This is a genomic window from Cryobacterium sp. CAN_C2 (assembly GCF_015751745.1).
Taxonomy (GTDB): Bacteria; Actinomycetota; Actinomycetes; order Actinomycetales; family Microbacteriaceae; genus Cryobacterium.
Genome location: NZ_JADOUX010000005.1, coordinates 1 through 17,352, shown reverse-complemented (window position 1 = coordinate 17,352; position 17,352 = coordinate 1). Strand labels below are relative to the sequence as shown.

Here is a 17,352-nt window from a genome sequence, read left to right as displayed (position 1 = left end):
AACGCAGGGTCTACCAGGTGACGCGCTGTTGGGCGGGGGCGTCTGTGGAGGCAGACTCACGCTCGGGCGGAGTGGAACGACTCGCGTCGCTCGCGTCCGCGTCGATCGGTCGAGTGGCCCGGGGTGCCGTGCGGGTGGTCGCCGCGAAGCCGCCGTCTCGCACGAGCGCGTCGGGGCCACGGGTGGGAACCATCGCCAGCACGACGCCAAGCGGCGTGGTACCGACAGCTTCAAGGGCGTGGAACGCGGCGAGCAGTTCGGGTTCGCGCACCCGGTTGGCACCGACGACGAGAACGGTGCCGCCGGTCCAGCGGCTGAGCACGGCAGCGTCAGTCACGGCGAGCACCGACGGGGCGTCGATGAGCACATAGTCGTAGCTGCTGCTGAGCACGTCGAGCACGGTGCCCATCGTGGTCGATCCGAGCAGTTCGCTCGGGTTGGTGGGGACCTTGCCCGATGACAGCACGGTGAGCGGATGCTGTGTGCCCCACGATTGCAGGGATTCCTTGAGTTGCACGTCACCAACGAGCACGTCGGTCAGGCCACGATCGGCGTCGAGACCGAGATAGTCGGCCAGCCGCGGTGTGCGCAGGTCGGCGTCGATCACGGCGACGGTTGCGCCGCTCTCGGCCAACACGATGGCGAGGTTCACGAGCGTCGTCGTCTTGCCCTCCCCCGAGACGGAGGAGGTCACGACGAGGCTGCGGCGACTGGTGTCGGCGTCGGCGAACTCCAGGTTGGTGCGCAGCACCCGGAACGCTTCGGCGCGGGCGGTAGATGCACCGTCGGGGGTGATGATCGGGTTGCCGCCGGCTTCGAGGGGGATGCTGCCGAGCACCGGAACAACGGTGAGCCGCTCGATGTCGTCACGGTTGGAGATGCGACGGTCGAGCAGTCCGAGGATGAGCGCGGTCACCAGACCGACCAGCAGGCCGATCAGCAGACCGAAGGCAAGGTTGAGGTAGAGCAGGGGCAGCGCGGGGTTGTCGGGAGAGACTGCGGGGTCGAGCACTCCGACCGTGACCGGGCTCGCGCCGCCGTCGGCGGGCGTTTCCAGCTGGTTGATGACGACGTCGGTGAAGCTCTCCGAGACGGCCTGCGCGAGCTGCTGCGCTGCATCCGCCGTGGAGGCGAGGGCGGCAATTTCGATAACGGCGGAACCGGGCTGGGTCGTTGCCGTGACCCGCCGGGCCAGGTCGACCGCGCTCTCGTTGAGCTTCAAGCGCGTGATCACCGGGTCGAGTACGCGGGGGCTCGTGGCGACGTCGAGGTAGTAGGGCAGCTTCTGCACCACAAAGTTGTTGCCCTGCACAAGGTCACCGGGAGTGGACCCGTTCTGAATCTGCGCGGCGACGAACACCCGGGTGGAGGATTGGTATTGCACAGGGGTCAGCAGCGCTGACGCTGCCCCACCGACCAGACCGAGAAGGGTAAACGCGACAATGAGAGTCCATCGTTTTCGTAGTATACGAACCAGTCGTTTCAGTTCCATGCGTGCTTCTCCCCGCGTGATCGGCGCGTCGTGCTTCGGGTGCACGACGACAGGACCCTATGTTGGCATAAAAATCCTCACTTATGGACGGTTGGTACCGAGGATTTAATCAGTCCGTGTGGAAGTGTTCACCAAATTGTCGATGAGAAACTGACGAATGCTCGCTCGCGTCGCCTCGTCAAGGAGTTCCAATGCGTGTCGTTTACCGGGTTTCACGTCGAGCGTGACGGGTACACCGACCGCCTTGAGCGCGCGCGCCATGGCTTGGCCCTGCTCGACGGGAACGAGTTCTTTTTTGGAGATGGCAATGTAAAACGGCGGGTCGGTCGTGTCGACGGAGTACAACGGCGATGCGTCGTGGGCGTTTGGACAGTCGGCGAAGTCGTCGCAGCCGAGGTATTGCAAAATGGATGCGATTGCCATTTTCGATGGGTCACCGAGCTGGAGTCCGTTCTCGGTGAGGTCAACCGCGGGTGACATCGCCACGACCGCAGCGACCCGGTCGCCGCTGGTCAGGCTGCCGGTACCGTTGGTTCCGATCGAGGAGGCGATGATCGCGCCAGCCGAGCTGCCGAACAGTCCAATGCGTTCGGGGTCGATACCGAACTCGGCTACCTGGGCGGGCTCGCGCAGCCACTCGAGCGCGTCGGTCACATCGTTCACCTGCGCCGGATAGGCGAATTCCGGCGCCAGTCGGTAGTCGACGGAGAAGGCCGCAATGCCGCCGTCGGCCAGCTCTGAGCAGAGGGCGGTCATACCGCCGAAGTCCTTGGTGCCGCTGTCGAAGCCTCCGCCGTGAATGAGGATCATCGCCGCGGTCGGGGCTTTCTCTCCCTTGGGCAGGCAAGCGTTCAGCAGCAGCTTCTGGCCGCGAGCGGTGCCGTATTGCACGTCGTTGTGCAGCACGACCGAGTTGCTGTGCGCGTTGTCGACGGGCGCGGCGGGAGCGGCGGAGCATCCGCTCAGCAGCAGACCAACAGAAACCGCGAAGGCAATCACGGACGAGAGTTTCTTCACGGCAGATCTCCGTTCTGATGAGCCCGACGCGAGACCGGTTTGGTCTGGCGTTTGCGGAACGGACTGACCCAGAGAAAGGCGAACCGGCGGAGCAGCTTGGCGAGGTAGAGCGAAGCGACGAGCGCGACGGCGGCGAGCAGGAACGGCAGGGCGTTGCCGGCGCGTTGAAGCCAGGGTGATTCGGCGAACGGTGCGAGCAACGCGAGGGCGCTGGCCACGAGAAACAGGTGCAACAGGTAGATCTGAAAGCTGTATTGGCCGAGCGTGCTCATGAAGTTCAGCCATTTCACCCGCACCAAAAGGGTCGCCAGGGCGACGCCCATCGCGACGGCGACGGCGCTTTCAAGCAGAATCAGCCCGGGCAGACGGGAGAGGTGCAGCGGCACGAGCAGCACGGCGAGGCCGACATACGCGGCGACGAGCACGATCGCGTGCCAGACGCGCACCCGCGCGGCCAGACGATAGACCGTGTGCGGAAAATAGACGGCGACGATGAAAAACCCAAAGTTGGCGGCGACCCGGTCCCAGCCGACGTTGTCAAGGTCGAGCACGCCCGGCGTTGTCGACACGATCGCCAGTACGCCCGCGAGTCCGATTTGCACGCTGACCGGGAGTTTACGTAGCAGCCATGCGAGCAGGGTGAAAATGGTCAGGGCCCAGATGAACCAGTAACTGCTGGTGGGCCAGACTGGCAGCAGCGCAATGTTGAGCAGGTCGGTCGGGGATCGCTCTGTACCACGCAGGTGCGGCACGACGAGATAAAACCCGACACGGATGACGGACCACAGCAGGTAGAGATAGACCAGCGTGAGCAGACGACGGCGCCAAAGATCTTTCAGATTCCAGGTGAGCATGCGCCGGGCGGTGAGTCCGGCGATGAAGAAGAACACCGGCATCGGAAAGAAGCCCAGTACGAGGCGCAACCGCGGTGTTCCGCCGGCCAGCCCGAGGTCGTTGAGGAACAACGACGAGTGGTAGAGCACGACGAGAATGATCGCCGCGCCCTTGGCGAAGTTGATCCACTCGCGGTTCTCGGCCCGCATCTCTTGCACATGCGAAATGTACACGAGAAAAACTCGCTATGGTATCTCGCCCGGCCGTTAGGGAAGGTAGTCCTCGAACGAGTCGGTCTGAAAGGCCCGCTGCAGCGAGGGTAACGCACCGGTGTCGATGTTCACGATGGACTGCCCGTTGGCCGAGGTTCCGGTGCCGCTCGTGGGCAGGGTGAAGAATGTGAGATCGCTGCCGTGCAGGTCGCGCAGCTGCAGCTGCAGGCCGGTGAGGTAGGCGAAGTCGAGGCCGTCATCTACCGCGAGCCACGGGGTCACCGCCTCGATCAGGTGGACGAGGGTGGCCGGATTGGTCACGGTGCGGGAGCTCATGACGGTGCTCAGCATGGCCTTGAGGAAGCGCTGCTGGTTGCGCACTCGGGTGAAGTCTCCGTCCGCGAAAGCGTAGCGTTCCCGCGAGTAGGCGAGCGCCTCGGCGCCGGTCACGATTTGCTTGCCGACGGCGAAGCTGTGGCCCGTGATTTTGGAGGAAGCAAACGCGACAGGGTTGTCGATTTCGACGCCGCCGAGGGCATCCGTGATGGCTTGGAAACCCTCGAAATCGACGACGGCGACATGGTCGATGCGCGTCTTGATCAGACTTTCTACGGTTTGAACGGCGAGCGGCACCCCACCCCAGGAGAGCGCGGCGTTGATCTTAGCCTGGCCATGGCCGGGAATTTCCAGCCAGCTGTCACGCATGATCGACATAACCCAGACACCTTCGTGGTTGGCTGGAATGTGCACGATCATGATCACGTCGGAGCGTTGTCCGGTCAGGTCGTTGATCGAGGTGTTGTGCGCGCCGCGGGTGTCGGAACCGAGCACCAAAATATTCTGGGCTTCGGCCACCTGGCCGGAACTGGGCGCCGGACGCACATTGTCGGGCGGAAAGACGGTGCTGAGAGTGGCGACCTGGTCGTCAAAGGAGTGGCTGATTTTGTAGGCGCCAACACCCCCGATTCCGGCCGCAAGAAGCGAGAGGGAGATGATGCTGGCGAGAGTGATCCGCCAGACCTTTTTGCGGCGCCGGTGTCGAAGTGTGTAGGGCACGGTACTGCCTCCTGAGACCGCCTTCGGGAGCGGTGTGCATACCGTAGGCCGGTCTCCCCTTCAGCGGAATGGGGCAACGCAGAGTCAGCCTCGAACTGGGGGTAAAAGCACGAGTCGCGTGGAGAGGTGAGCCCCGGGGCCAGACGGTGACGTAGCGGGGCCAGACGGTGACGTAGCGGGGTCAGACGGTGACGTAGCGGGGAATGAGGTCCTCGAGCAGGGCGGCGGTGTCGGGCCAGCCCTCGACGGCAATGCACTCCACGCCGAGCACCTTGACCGGGTAGTCGTTGCCGTTCTCGTCGAGCCGATCACCGACGAACAGCATGTCTTCGAGGCCGACACCGGTGAGGCTGGCCAGACGCTTCATTCCGTAGGCCTTGTCGATGCCCTGCCGGGTGATATCAACGGATGTCGACCCGCCGGAACGCACCTCGAGGTCGGGTAGCAGTGCCTGCGCGCCCTCACGCAGGGCATTCTTCTTCTCACCGGTCGGGTCCCAGGCGATCTTGGCCGCCACCGGGGCGGCCTGACCGAGTGCGGAGAAGGTGATCTGGGAGCCGCGGTCTTCGAGAATGGGGCCCCAGGTGTCGCTCTCCCAGAAGCCCAGGCGGCGGGCGGTCTGCTCGACCGAATCGCGGGCCCGGGTCTTCTGGTCGTCGCTGAGGTTCTCGGCGTACACCTGGGTCCAGCCCTGGGCGTCGCTGCGGTAATACTGCGTGCCGCAGGTGGGCATGAGGTGCAGGCGGGCGAGTTTTTCCGGGCTGATCTCGGGCAGGTTGTCGATGATCTGCGCCTGGAACTGACCGAACTGGCCGCCGGAAATGATACAGACCTCGGTGACACCGAGCAGCTTCACGAGCAGGTCGATCATGGTCGGATCGAGCGCAGACTTGGACGGTGCGAGCGTATCGTCGAGGTCAAAGGCCACCAGGCGGGGAAGAAGAGGCATCAGTCCACTCTATCGGCGTGAGCAGGGCTCGGCCGTGTGCGCTGCCGGTGCGTGCGATGCCACCCGCCGGCGGCGCGCCGCTGGCATGCGCCCGGGCCGAGGGCGCCGCAGTTGTTAGCCTGAGCGGGTGCGTACTGACTTTGACCCCCGGGATCTGCCCCGCCGCGACTTCTACCGCCTGCTGAACTCGCTCGTGGTGCCGCGGCCGATTGCGTGGGTGTCGAGCCGGTCGGCGGCGGGTGTCGACAACCTGGCGCCACATTCGTTCTTCACCGTGGCATCCGTGTCGCCGGCCATCGTGCAGTTCACCTCGGTGGGCGTCAAGGACACCGTGCGCAATGTTCTCGCGACCGGGGATTTCGTGGTGAACTTTACGCCGGAGTCGCTGTTCGAGGAGGTCAACGCGACCGGCACCGACTTCGGGCCCGAGGAGAGCGAGTTCGACCGGGCCGGGCTCACTCGGGAGCCGAGCCTGACCGTGGGCTCGATGCGGGTCGCCCAGTCCCCCGCGGCGATCGAATGCCGCCTGCACTCCACGCTCAAGCTCGGCGATTGCACCCTCGTGTTCGGCGAGGTCACGCACATCGCGGTGTCGTCTGCGGTGCTGAACGGGGCGCATCCGCTTATTGAGAAGCTGCGACCGCTGTCGCGGCTGGGCCTCGATGAGTGGGGAACCATCGGCGAGGTCAAGGAGATCAAGCGCATTCGCGCGAGCGACTGGCCGCGCGAGTTTCGCCCGCACCAGCACTAGCTAGGCGGTCGGCGGGAACAGGGCCTCGGCGAGCAGCGGGCCGAGCTGGGCGCTCGCCTCGCGCACGAAATGCTGGCCGTCGAAGAACACCGGCGTGCTGTCGATGAAGGCGGGGCAGCTGTTGTCGACGCAGAGCCACGGCACGACGTTCACGTACTGGGCGAAGCCGCCGTGCTGGCTGACCGCAGCCTGCTCACTCGCGACGACCTTCTGATAGAGGCTCGACGGGCTGTAGGCGCAGTCCTCCGGGGCGCTCGTGAGAGTCTTGCACTCGGAAAACGGCGTGCTGGCCGGCGGCGGCGAGAGTACCGCAACGTGGTCAGTTGACCCCTGCAACGAGGTGATCGTATCGGCGGTCGCGGTCTGCCACTCGGTCAGGGCGGCGGCTCCTTCGTTGCCGCTGGCGAGGCGCACGATGGATGCGGCCAGGCTCGACATGATCACGAGGTCGGGCGAGAGTCGGGCGACCTCGGCGTAGACCCAGGCGTGGTGGTCGTTGCACGTGGCCGCCGACGCGTCGGAGGCGTTCTTGGGCGCGACCGAGATATTAACGGCCGGGCAGGAGAACATGGTCAACGATTGCACGTTGTAACCAAGCGGTTCGAGCGCCGCGCGAATGGCCGGCATGTAGCTGATCGCCATGGAATCGCCGAGCAGTACAGCGGTCTTCGCCGCTTGGGGGTCGCCGTAGAGGCAGCCGACGGCGTTCTTTTTGCTGACTGAGAGGCAGTTGTCGTCGACCCATTCCGGGACGCCGGAGTTGTCGCCGAGGGCGTCGAACGCCGGGGTAGCCTCGGGCCAGGCGGTACTCGCGAGGGCCGCCGTGATAGCGGCCTGCCGGGTCGCCAGCAGGGTGGCGGGTTCGGTGGGCGTTTCCACTCCCCGATCGGCGCCCGCGCCGATCGGAGCAGCATCCGCAGACGGGCCGGACGCGGTGCGGGCGTTCAGGGCGACGAACGAGACCGAAACGATGACGAGGGTCACGACGACAAGGGCGCCGATCCAGGCTTGGGCCGCGCTGATGCCCCAGCGGCGTTGGGGGGCGGGGCGGAGCATCCGTTCTCGCTGGCGGGTGTGGGAGTTTTCGAGCCAGAGCGAATGGCGGATGGGGTCTTCGACTAGGTGAAAGGAGAACACCGAGAGCGCGACCATGAGCACGAGGGCGAGCGGCAGATAGAGCGGCGAGTCGGTGGCGAAGACGGTGGCCAGCAGAATGACCACTGGAAAGTGCCAGAGATAGAGGGAATAGGAAATTTTACCGACGTAGCGACTGAGGGGGTTGGTCAGGGGGAACAGGAGGCGCTGCTCGGGCCGGCCGATACCAGCGGCAATGACGAGGGCGGCTCCAGCGACGGGCAGCAGGCCCCAGGGCGCGGGAAACGGCGAGTCGCGGCTGATCAGCACCAGGCTCGCAGCGATAACGGCGAGGCCGAGCCAGGCGAGCACGGGGCGCAGAGCCGTGGGCAGCTTGGCGATCCCGGGCGCGGACGCGGCGAGGAGTGCGCCGATGCCGAGCTCCCAGGCTCGGGCTCCGGTGGAGAAGTAGGCGATGGCACTGCTGGTGGAGGTCTCCACGAAGCTCCAGGTCAGAAATGCAAGGGTGATCACACCCGTGGTGACGGCGACCGTCGTGATGAGGGCGCGGGCGCTCAGCGTGCGGCGGCCGGCGAGGGTGAAGATGACGATGAGCAGGAACGGCCAGACAAAGTAGAACTGTTCTTCCACCGCGAGCGACCAGTAATGCTGCAAGGGGGAGACGGCGTTGGTGGCCTGCAGGTAGTCGGTTCCGACGAAGGCGAAATGCCAGTTGGCGACGAACAAGGCTGAGAACACGCCGTCCCACAGGGTGCTCAGGGCGCGGGCGCTCGGCAACAGCAGGAACCCGATCGCCACCGTCACAACGAGCACGAGCAGCGAGACCGGCAGAATGCGCCGGATGCGCCGGCGGTAGAAGTCGACGAGGGAGATGCGGCCGGTGCGGGCATGTTCCTTGAGCAGCAGGCTCGTGATGAGAAAGCCGGAGATGACGAAGAAAATATCGACGCCGATGAAACCGCCCGAGGGCCAGCCGAGCAGGTGGTCGAGAATGACAACGATCACGGCGACCGCCCGCAGTCCTTCAATGTCACCACGGAACGTGCGGGTGGCAGATTTGCCGCCGGCTGGGCTGGCCGGGTCGGGTGCGCGTTGCTGAGTTTCCAGGGTGGACTGAACGGACATGTATAGCCTCCGACTCGGGTTTCGGAACTGGTACCTGTTGGGCCCAGCGTTCGGGCACGCCCTGAGATTATGACGTAATCTCAACTCGTCATGCAAACCCGGCCCACGAGTTTTTACCTGACCGACACAACCTCGCCGGTGCAGGCCGACTCCTGCGCGGCGAGCACAATTTCCAGCGAGCGGATGCCAGTGGCCCTACCCGTTCAGGGCCACGGCGCCCAAGGCGAGGGCTGCGATGAATGCCCAGGAGATCAGACCGACACTGAGCGCCCGGCCGCCCGTGCGCAGTAGTCCGCCAAGGTTGACGGTCGTGCCGAGAGCAAAGAGTGCCATCGCGAGCAGTGCGGTTTGTACCAGATCGGCGGCGTCGAGAACCTGAGCGGGCAGGGGCACCAGGGTGCGCACGAGCGTGGCCGCGATGAAACCCGCCACGAACAACGGAATGATCGGCGGCCGCGGCGCACCGGGAGTATCGGCATCCGTTGGTGAAAGCGCGCGGTCGTCGAGGCGGTGGCGTTCCACGATCGAAGCAACCGAAACGATCGGGGCGAGCATGAGCACGCGCGTGAGCTTCACGACAAGGGCAACGGCGAGCGCTCCCGACCCGGCAATTTGGGCGGTAGCGACGACCTGGCCGACGTCGTGCACACCGGCGCCGACCCAGTGGCCAAATTGCATCGCGCTCAAGCCGAGCGGATGCCACAGCAGCGGCAACACGGCGATCGCGAGGGTTCCACACAGGGTCACCAACGCGATCGGGGTGGCTGTCTCTTCGTCTTTGGCCTTGACGACGCCGCTCATGGCACCGATCGCCGAGGCGCCGCAAATACTGAATCCGGTCGCGATGAGCAACGGTTGATGCCCGGGAAGGCCGAACCAGCGGCCGAGGCCGAGCGTGCCGACGAAGGTGAGCAGCACGATCGCGACGGTGCTGGCGATGGTCACCCAACCGAGCTCGGCAATGTCGACAAGGCTGAGTTTGAGGCCGAGCAGTACGATTCCAAGCTGCATGAACGGTTTCGCGGCGACGGACAGGCCGGGCGCGAGAACCCCAGCGAGCGCCGGACGCACCGCCGGGATCTGGCCGATGACGATTCCAAGCACAATGGCCATGGTGAGCAGGGGGATGGCGGGTACGGCGACGTGCACGCCCCAAGCCACGAGGGCAGCGACGGCCGCCACGAGAATTCCCCGAAACCACATTCCTACGAGTCTAGGCGGACCCGCGAGCTGACCGATCGAAGTCGCGGGGGGCGGGGCGCAAGCGCGAACGATCGCCCCGCCAGAACAGGCATGCCCGGGCCCGGAACGCGCTCTGGGAGAGAGCTAGGGGCGCCCGAGGCCGTGGTAGGTCCAGCCGGCGGCGCGCCAGGCTGCCGGGTCGAGGGCGTTGCGGCCGTCGACCACCGTCTTGGTACGCACGAGCGAGCCGGCCCAGACCGGGTCGAGGTGCCGAAACTCGGGCCACTCGGTGACGAGCACAACGGCATCCGCTCCGCGCAGGGTGTCCTCAAGCGATTCCATGTACTGCAGCTGCGGATGGCGCGCCCGCGAGTTCTCGATGGCCTGCGGGTCGGTGGCCACGACTTCGGCACCGAGGCCGCGCAGCTGCACGGCCACGTCGAGCGCCGGAGAGTCGCGCACGTCGTCGGAGTGCGGCTTGAAGCTCAGGCCGAGGACCGCGACTTTTTTGTTATAGACGGAGTCGCCGAGCGCCCCGACGGTGAGGTCGACGACGCGCTGGCGGCGACGCAGGTTGATCTTGTCGATCTCTTTGAGAAAAGCCACGGACTCGCCGCGCCCCAACTCTTCGGCGCGGGCGGTGAAGGCGCGAATGTCCTTCGGCAGGCAGCCGCCCCCGAAACCGACCCCGGCACCGAGAAAGCGGCGGCCGATCCGGCCGTCGTAGCCGATCGCATCCGCTAGCTGGGTGACGTCGGCCCCGGTGACCTCGGCGATTTCGGCCATGGCGTTAATGAAGCTGATCTTGGTGGCGAGGAACGCGTTCGCGGCGACCTTGACGAGTTCGGCGGTGGCGTAGTCGGTGATGACGAGGGGGGTGTCGGCGGCGAGCGCCGTGGCGTAGATCTCGTTGAGCAGCGCTGTGGCGTGCTCGCCGGCCGCGCCCGGGGCGATCCCGTAAACGAGGCGATCGGGGCTGATGGTGTCGTGCACGGCGAATCCCTCGCGCAGAAACTCGGGGTTCCAGGCGAGCGATGCTCCGCTGCCGGCCTCGATGAGTTCGGCCAGGCGGGCGGCGGTTCCCACCGGCACCGTGCTCTTGCCCACGACGAGGTCGCCGTCGGCCAGATGCGGAATGAGCGATTCGATGGAGGCATCGACGTAGCGCAGGTCCGCGCTGTAGCTGCCGGGCTTCTGCGGAGTCCCGACGGCGATGAAGTGCACCTGTGAGCCGGCGGCATCGGCTACGTCGGTACTGAAGCGCAGGCGACCGCTGTTCATTGCCGACGTGAGAACCTCGGGCAGTCCGGGTTCGAAGAACGGGGGCCTGCCGATGGCAAGTTGGGCGATCTTGGCGGCGTCGACGTCAATTCCGACGACGTCGTGGCCCAGTTCGGCCATGGCCGACGCGTGTACGGCACCCAGGTAGCCGCATCCAATGACAGAAATTCTCATTTATTCCTCTCGGTCCCCCCCAGAGCATAGTGGGCGCGGCACGTCGTCCCAATTCGGACCTGTAAACATGTGGATGCCCCCGTGCTTTCCGGGCCCGGGCCCGGAAAGCGGGCCCATGATCGTGGGCCCGGTTTCAGAAGGTGGGCCGGGGCGGGGCGGCCGTCCGGGGCAGGGGCCGCCGTTTCAGGCGGTGCGGGCCAGGAGGTACGCGTTCAGTGCGCTGGTCAGAGGGTGGTCCGCAGGGAACGGGCCACCGTCGAGGACGACCACGGAGACCGCCAGGCGCACGCTCGAGACGAGCCACGCGGCATCCGCCTGGCGAAGCTCGCCGATCGTGACATCACGATAGTCGACCCGTTCGCCCCGCGCACGCAGGTAGTCGAACATGCTCTGCTGCGTGGTTCCGTGCAGAATGGCCCCGCTCGGCGCCGGCGTGACATACTCACCGTTGATGCGCAACACGACGCTCGAGGTCGGGCCCTCCAACACGTAGCCGTCGGTGGTGAGAAAGATGGTGTCGTCGGCGCCGCGCCGGTGGGCCTCGCGGATCGCCGCCATGTTCACGGCGTAGCTGAGGGTTTTGGCGCCCATCAGCAACCAGGGGGCGCGTTCGGCCACGCCGCGCGGGTAGCCGCGGTCGAGGGTGATCGCACGCACGCCGCTCGCGCGCACCCCGCTGAAGTCCGCCGCCGCGCTCGCGTGCAGCCAGGCGGTTGGCGCCGGGCCGTGCTCGACGCCGCGGCTGAGCACGAACTTGAGCGCTATCTCGCCCTGCTGCGGAATGCGCGCGACGGCGTACGCGATCGCGGCCCGCCACTGCTCGGCATTCGGCGCCGGCAGCTCGCAGATGCGCGCGGAGTTGCGCAACCGGCTGACGTGCGGCTCGACCTCCTGCGGGTGGCCGTTGACGACTGCGAGGGTCTCGAAGACTCCGTCGCCGCGTTGGGTGCTGAGCTCCCCCACTCGGAGGGCCGGGGCGCTGGACTCCATCTCGTGGAAGGTGCCGTCAAAGTTCTGTCGAAGCGAGTCGGCGGGCACGGGGTCGATCAGCAGGGTGAAGGGCAGTCTCATGCACCGAGCCTACTTCGCGCATCCGCGCGCTGCGGCAAGCGGATGCGGCCGTCCACCAGCAGCCCGAGTCGGTCGCGGGCCAGGCGTATCGTGGCTGCACCCAAAACGGCGGGTGCGGCCAGCAGGTCAGCTCTGGAAGGCGACGATCGGGTTGCTGGTGGGCTGGTCGGACCCTCCGTTAGGTTCAACGGTGACGCCAACCTGGTCGCCGGCGCGCATCCTGCCCTCGAGCACGCGCCAGGCGGTGCCATCCCCGCTCGAGTCGAAGGTTCCGGCCGAGGCCGCTCCCTCACCGTTGATATACCAGAGCTGGTAGTCCTGGTTGCTCGGCAGCACGGGCAGGTTGTCGACCAGCACCGCGGAGATTCCGAGCTTGTTGGACCAGACCAGGGTGGCTTCCTGGCCGTCGGCGGTGGTCGTCGCGGCGCGCTGGGAGTCGGCGGCGGCGTTGATCTGCGCGAGCCCGGAGGCCTGCTGCGACTCGAACTGGTTGGTGTTGAGCGTCTGGCCGAGGAAGGTTCCGCCGACGAACAGCGCCACTGCGGCTGCGGCAGCGAGCAAGAACTGCGCCGGACGCTTGAACCAGCGCGTCTGGGCACGCTCCGATGCCGTCGCTGAGAGGTGCGTGCTGCTGGCTGCACCGTTACGTGAGTGGATGTCCGCGACCGGCCGGTTGAGGCCGGCACCGGAAGGCGCAGCGTTGGCAGGCGCGTCGCCGCCGGACGTCGGCGCGGGAACGACGGAGGTCGCACCGGGAACGGACGCGGCAGCATCCGTTGTGGCGGGGCCAGCGGCACGCGATGCGGGCACCGGCGGAAGCTGCGGGGTCGACGCGAGCATCGACATGAGGTTGGCCTTGAGCGAGGCCGAGGGCTGCACGGGTGCCACGGCGAGGCCGAGGGCCACCGCGGTGTCGTTCAACTCGGCAGCCTCGATGCGGGCTCGCTCGGAGTCGGCGAGGTGCGCCTCGAACACGGCTGTGTCGTGCTCGTCGAGGGCATGCAGGGCGTAGGCACCGGCGAGGTCGGCCGGGTGTTGCTCGGCATCATTACGGCCGTCGCGGGTCATGATGCCACGCCCAATTCGTCGCGCAGGCGGATGAGTCCGTCGCGGAGCCGCGTTTTCACGGTGCCCAAAGGAATGTGGAGCATGTCGGCGACCTCACTATGACTCAGCCCGCCGTAATACGCGAGGCTCACAGCTTGACGCTGCAGCTGTGTCAATCGAGTCATCGCCTTCTCCACCCTTTCATGTTCGATTCGTACTTCAACAGTTTCGGCAACGTGATCGAAGGCCACTGCCAGATCACGGATTCCGATTTTGGTGTCGCGGTCACGTCCGGCCTGCGACGACCGAATTCGGTCGACCGCTCGCCGGTGTGCCATGGTGAGGATCCAGGTGCTCGCACCACCACGAGTTGGTTCGTACCGTGACGCCGACTGCCAGATCTCCAGAAAAATCTCCTGGGTCACTTCTTCCGACTGCGCGTGGTCGACGAGCAGACGCTTGACCAGGCCAAGCACTCGCGGGGAGATCTGGTCATACAGTTCTCCGAAGGCCGATTGGTCGCCGTGGGCTACTCGACCCAGCAACGCCTCCTTGGTGGCAGGGGCTGCTGGCGCGAGGTCTCCGGCGGAATCAACAGTCATGAGATCTAGCATGTCAGGTCTCGTCCCGTTCCATGACTATGGTTCGGTGCGAAGTCGGTAACGGATTGGTCGATCTGAGAAGTCATCCGCGTGAACGGATTCCCCGCGCGGTTCGCCGTGCAGCGCCAGGTTGCGGTCCGCGGGCGGGTGTCGTGAAGGTGGTAGGGAAGAAGGTCGGGCCGCAGAGCACCTCTCGGCGCGAGGCCGCTCGAAGCGGCGAATAATGGAACCCGGGATTACTGCGACCCGACCAGCTTCCAGTGTATTCGAGCAGGGCGGTCGGCGGCGAATGTTCGCCGTCGGCGCACAGTGGATTCTGGGGTTACTCGGGCAGCGAGGCCGTGGGCACATGGCGATCTCGATCCGCGCCCGTCGGGTCCCACCCTGTGAACGCAGGCCCAGGATAGAACATGGGCCCACTTTCCGGGTCCGGGCCGGGCAAGTAAATGGGAAGGCCCGGGCCCGCTACTCCAGGGAGTCGCGGCGCCAGAGGCGCGCGCAGGCCGCGAACTCGGCGGCGGTGGTCGAGAAGCGCAATGCCCGGGTGGTCAGCTCCGACGAGCGGTGCGGCTCCGTCAGCTCAAGATCGTCGGCGATGCTCGCCGCGCCGACCGCGGTGACCCGGCAATACGCCGCGCCGCGATCCAGCGCGACGGCGAAGTCGCCGGTGAACAGCCCGCGCAGAATCTCGTCGGCCAGAACGATGATCTCGGCGGGACCGGTGGGCACCGCGGCGCCCGCGACGAGCGGATCGATCGTGGCCGCAGCATCCGTTCCCCGCTGGTAGAGGTAGGCGCAACCCTCAGGATCCTGCCGGATGAGCATGCGAATAAGGTAGATGCGCCAGAGCGCGCCCGGCAGACTGCGCGGCGTGGCCCTCGACCAGAGCTCGGCGACCGCGTCGATGCCGTTCTCGTCGGTATACCTCACGAGACGTTCGACCGTCTCCGGGTCGGGGTCGCTGCGCACCCGGTTGAGCAGGGCCTGCGCGGTTTCGTGCGCGACGCGGCTGATATGGGCCGGATCGTCGCCACCCTGGAACGCCTCGAACTTGTTCACCGAGAACAGGGTGGGTTTGTGAAAGTTGTCGGCCACGGCTGGTTCTCCTCGGTTGTTTTGGTCTTCAGACGGCAGGTTTTTTGCTGCCCTCCACGCTACCCAGAAAAGCTGGGCGCGAATCCACGGTAGATTAGAACCTATGGGCCTCTAGCTCAGTTGGTAGAGCAAAGGACTTTTAATCCTTGGGTCGTCGGTTCGAGCCCGACGGGGCCCACCATGATCGCGCACGTGGCGCGGCACATGCGCACTGAATCCACCGGATTCGGTGCGCATGTGCGTTCTCCGGCCCGAGCGCCGGTTCTGTCCGCCGGTCGCGGGGTACGCCCGTGGCCAACTCCGGAAAATTTCCGGCCACGCTGAACCGCCGCCCCGTGTTTTTCTTGGCCGAACCGTCACACCGTGACCGGATTTTCTGAATCAGCCACCAGGTCCAGCAGAGAACTGGGCACCGGCGCAGCGCAGCCAGCCTTAGAGGGGTCAGCTCACGAAACGGAATAAATACCACGCTAAGAGTTTCCGGGCCTGTGCAGGGGGCGGAGTTTTCCGGCTTTGGGTTGGCGGGGGTTGTTCCAGGTGTAGTCGCCGGTGAGGTTGATGTGTTCCCAGCCGAGTGGTGAGAGGTGATCGAGCAGCGGGTCGTCAGTGGGGTGGCCTGTTGTGGTGATGGCGTGCTCGAGTATCACGCCGGACAATGCAGCGAGTCGGGGCCGCTTGTCTACACCTGGTGCGGCAAGCCGCGAAGGGCCCCTCGAGCCTCGATGTCGGATATCCGGAATCTCCCTGGCGTAGTTAGGCCACCCCACAACCGCGTAAACCGGTGCACCAAAATGGAAAGCCCTTCTCTAGAAGCATCTGAGCGTCCCTCCGGTGCAGGTTGAGTAAATCGAGTTCTGCCCTCGGGCAGGTCATCTACCCCCGGATGGGGTCTGGGCGCAGTTCGTGGACGGGAATATCGTTCTGTTTCGGACCCGGCTTTCAACGTCATACCGTGGCTGTCAACCGGATCCGCCGTGTGTCTGCTGTCGGGTCGTGAGGGTGCGGGAGTGCTTCTTCAGGTCGGGTGGTGCCTTGTTGCAATCGATCAAAGGGGATCCTCTTGTCAATTGTTGCCGCCCGTCCCGCCCGTCGAGGGAAGCGCTTTGCGTTGCACTCCGTGATCGTGGGGGTGACCTGCGCTGCCCTGGTTGGTGGTGTCGCCCAGACCGCGCAAGCGGCCTTGCCGACGGGACCGGCCGCGACCGGCTTGACGGGGTCGCGTTCGAATGCGACGGCGCTGTCTTTTGGGATCAGTGATCAGGTCGCCGCGTCGGTCGATGTTGCTACCGGCAACCTGCTCGTGGCGACGCAGGGTCTGAACCTGCCAGGGGTGAACAACACCGTTTCGATTGGCCAAACGTATAACTCGCTGGGCTGGCAGACCGGGTCGAACACGGTCGCGGCGGCCACGAACTGGTCTCTGGGGCTCGCATCGGCCGGCAGCTTGTCCCTGGTCGGTACGAACATCGTGTACACGGGTGGTGACGGTGTCACGTGGAAGTTCATTCCGGTCTCCGGTTCGACGACGGCGTTTACGTCGCCGGCGGGATTCAAGCAGGATCTAGTCAAGACCAGCACCGAGTACAGGCTCACCGATCTTACCTCGCGGCAGGTCGTCACGTTTGATACCAACGGTAACGCCACCGCGGTGGCGGATCGGAATGGGAACTCCACCGCGATCACCTACACCGCCGGGGTGGCGTCCTCCGTGGTTTCGACGGCGGGACCGCTCGCCGCTCGGACTGCTCTGCTGAGTTACGTGCCGAGCGAGCTGGCCTACACGATCACCCAGAACGCGGATCAATACAACACCCGCACGGTGACGTACCAAAAGAATTCCTCCGGAAACCTCACCGGCTTCACCGATGCGGCCGGGAACACGACGTCGTTCGCGTACACCGGCACCGACCTCACCACGATCACCGCGCCGACGGGCGCCGTGACGACGTTCACCTACAGCGGCACCACCCATATGGTGTCCAGGATTGATCAGCAGAACACGACTGCAGGGTCTCCGGGTACGTCAACGACGCGGCTCACGTACCCGTCGACGTCGCAGACTCTCGTGGCGGGCCCGAACACGGACGCCAGCGTCGCCGTCGCTACGGTCGCCCACACCACCTACACGATCAACCCCACCCAGGACCTTGTCCTCAAAGCGGTGGATGCCGCCGGCCGGGAGCGGTCCAAGACCTACACCGGGAATGCGGACACCTTAACGGCGACCGTCGGCGCGACCGGTGCTGCAGGCACGGGCACCTCGACGGGGACCTTCGGGGCGAACAACGGCAACTCACTGACTAAGGCTCAATCGCCGGGCGGCGCATCAGCTTCAACGACCTACGGGTCGACGACGAGCACGGCCTACC

General features: G+C 65.8%; 14 protein-coding genes, 1 tRNA gene and 1 pseudogene. 3 read left to right on the top strand and 13 right to left on the bottom strand.

The features are described from left to right. Positions 1-10: 10 nt before the first annotated feature. The 5 genes from IWX77_RS05760 to IWX77_RS05740 all read right to left on the bottom strand — a co-directional run bounded on the left by IWX77_RS05760 (position 11) and on the right by IWX77_RS05740 (position 5,560). Entirely contained in the window at positions 11-1,492 is a 1,482-nt protein-coding gene (locus tag IWX77_RS05760) for a polysaccharide biosynthesis tyrosine autokinase (protein ID WP_196843572.1), read from the bottom strand. A 105-nt stretch (positions 1,493-1,597) separates the two neighbouring features. Beyond that, positions 1,598-2,509 (bottom strand): alpha/beta hydrolase, encoded by a 912-nt coding sequence (locus IWX77_RS05755; RefSeq protein ID WP_196843571.1) that lies wholly within the window; start codon positions 2,507-2,509, stop codon positions 1,598-1,600. Beyond that, the gene (locus IWX77_RS05750; RefSeq protein ID WP_196843570.1) at positions 2,506-3,576 is read right to left on the bottom strand and encodes an acyltransferase family protein; all 1,071 of its coding nucleotides are present in this window, start codon (positions 3,574-3,576) and stop codon (positions 2,506-2,508) included. Before IWX77_RS05750 ends, IWX77_RS05755 begins: the two co-directional genes overlap by 4 nt. 33 nt (positions 3,577-3,609) lie before the next feature. Beyond that, positions 3,610-4,611: an LCP family protein gene (locus IWX77_RS05745; RefSeq protein WP_196843569.1), complete on the bottom strand. Its 1,002-nt coding sequence runs from the start codon at positions 4,609-4,611 to the stop codon at positions 3,610-3,612. A 181-nt stretch (positions 4,612-4,792) separates the two neighbouring features. Continuing rightward, on the bottom strand, positions 4,793-5,560 hold the full coding sequence (locus IWX77_RS05740; protein WP_196843568.1) for an HAD-IIB family hydrolase: 768 nt from the start codon (positions 5,558-5,560) through the stop codon (positions 4,793-4,795). Positions 5,561-5,687: 127 nt separating this feature from the next. On the opposite strand from IWX77_RS05740, the gene IWX77_RS05735 reads away from it, so the two are divergent. Continuing rightward, entirely contained in the window at positions 5,688-6,311 is a 624-nt protein-coding gene (locus IWX77_RS05735) for a flavin reductase family protein (protein WP_196843567.1), read from the top strand. Here the strand turns inward: IWX77_RS05735 and IWX77_RS05730 are convergent, their stop codons facing one another. From IWX77_RS05730 to IWX77_RS05700, 7 genes are all read right to left on the bottom strand, one after another. After that, positions 6,312-8,531, bottom strand: coding sequence for an acyltransferase family protein (locus tag IWX77_RS05730; protein WP_196843566.1), 2,220 nt, complete (start codon positions 8,529-8,531; stop codon positions 6,312-6,314). Positions 8,532-8,726: 195 nt separating this feature from the next. Then, positions 8,727-9,734, bottom strand: a complete 1,008-nt coding sequence (locus IWX77_RS05725) for a YeiH family protein (RefSeq protein WP_196843565.1) — start codon at positions 9,732-9,734, stop codon at positions 8,727-8,729. 123 nt (positions 9,735-9,857) lie between these two features. Then, the gene (locus IWX77_RS05720) at positions 9,858-11,168 is read right to left on the bottom strand and encodes a UDP-glucose dehydrogenase family protein (protein WP_196843564.1); all 1,311 of its coding nucleotides are present in this window, start codon (positions 11,166-11,168) and stop codon (positions 9,858-9,860) included. A 183-nt stretch (positions 11,169-11,351) separates the two neighbouring features. Beyond that, complete coding sequence (locus IWX77_RS05715) at positions 11,352-12,239, bottom strand: aminotransferase class IV (protein ID WP_196843563.1); 888 nt, start codon at positions 12,237-12,239, stop codon at positions 11,352-11,354. 126 nt (positions 12,240-12,365) lie between these two features. Next, on the bottom strand, positions 12,366-13,307 hold the full coding sequence (locus tag IWX77_RS05710) for an anti-sigma factor domain-containing protein (RefSeq protein WP_196843562.1): 942 nt from the start codon (positions 13,305-13,307) through the stop codon (positions 12,366-12,368). Continuing rightward, positions 13,304-13,888 carry a sigma-70 family RNA polymerase sigma factor gene (locus tag IWX77_RS05705; protein ID WP_297413085.1) on the bottom strand — a complete coding sequence of 195 codons (585 nt, stop codon included), beginning with the start codon at positions 13,886-13,888 and terminating at the stop codon, positions 13,304-13,306. Before IWX77_RS05705 ends, IWX77_RS05710 begins: the two co-directional genes overlap by 4 nt. 465 nt (positions 13,889-14,353) lie before the next feature. Beyond that, complete coding sequence (locus tag IWX77_RS05700; RefSeq protein WP_196843560.1) at positions 14,354-14,983, bottom strand: DNA-directed RNA polymerase subunit beta; 630 nt, start codon at positions 14,981-14,983, stop codon at positions 14,354-14,356. Between the two features lie 105 nt (positions 14,984-15,088). Between IWX77_RS05700 and IWX77_RS05695 the strand changes: the two genes are divergently transcribed. Further along, positions 15,089-15,164: transfer RNA gene (locus IWX77_RS05695), tRNA-Lys, on the top strand. A gap of 289 nt (positions 15,165-15,453) precedes the next feature. Here IWX77_RS05695 and IWX77_RS05690 read toward each other — a convergent pair. Continuing rightward, positions 15,454-15,618: pseudogene (locus IWX77_RS05690) on the bottom strand (Tn3 family transposase); the annotation flags it as partial. Positions 15,619-16,043: 425 nt separating this feature from the next. Between IWX77_RS05690 and IWX77_RS05685 the strand changes: the two are divergent. After that, positions 16,044-17,352: hypothetical protein (locus IWX77_RS05685; RefSeq protein ID WP_196843558.1), on the top strand; the 1,309-nt coding region annotated here is incomplete at its 3' end.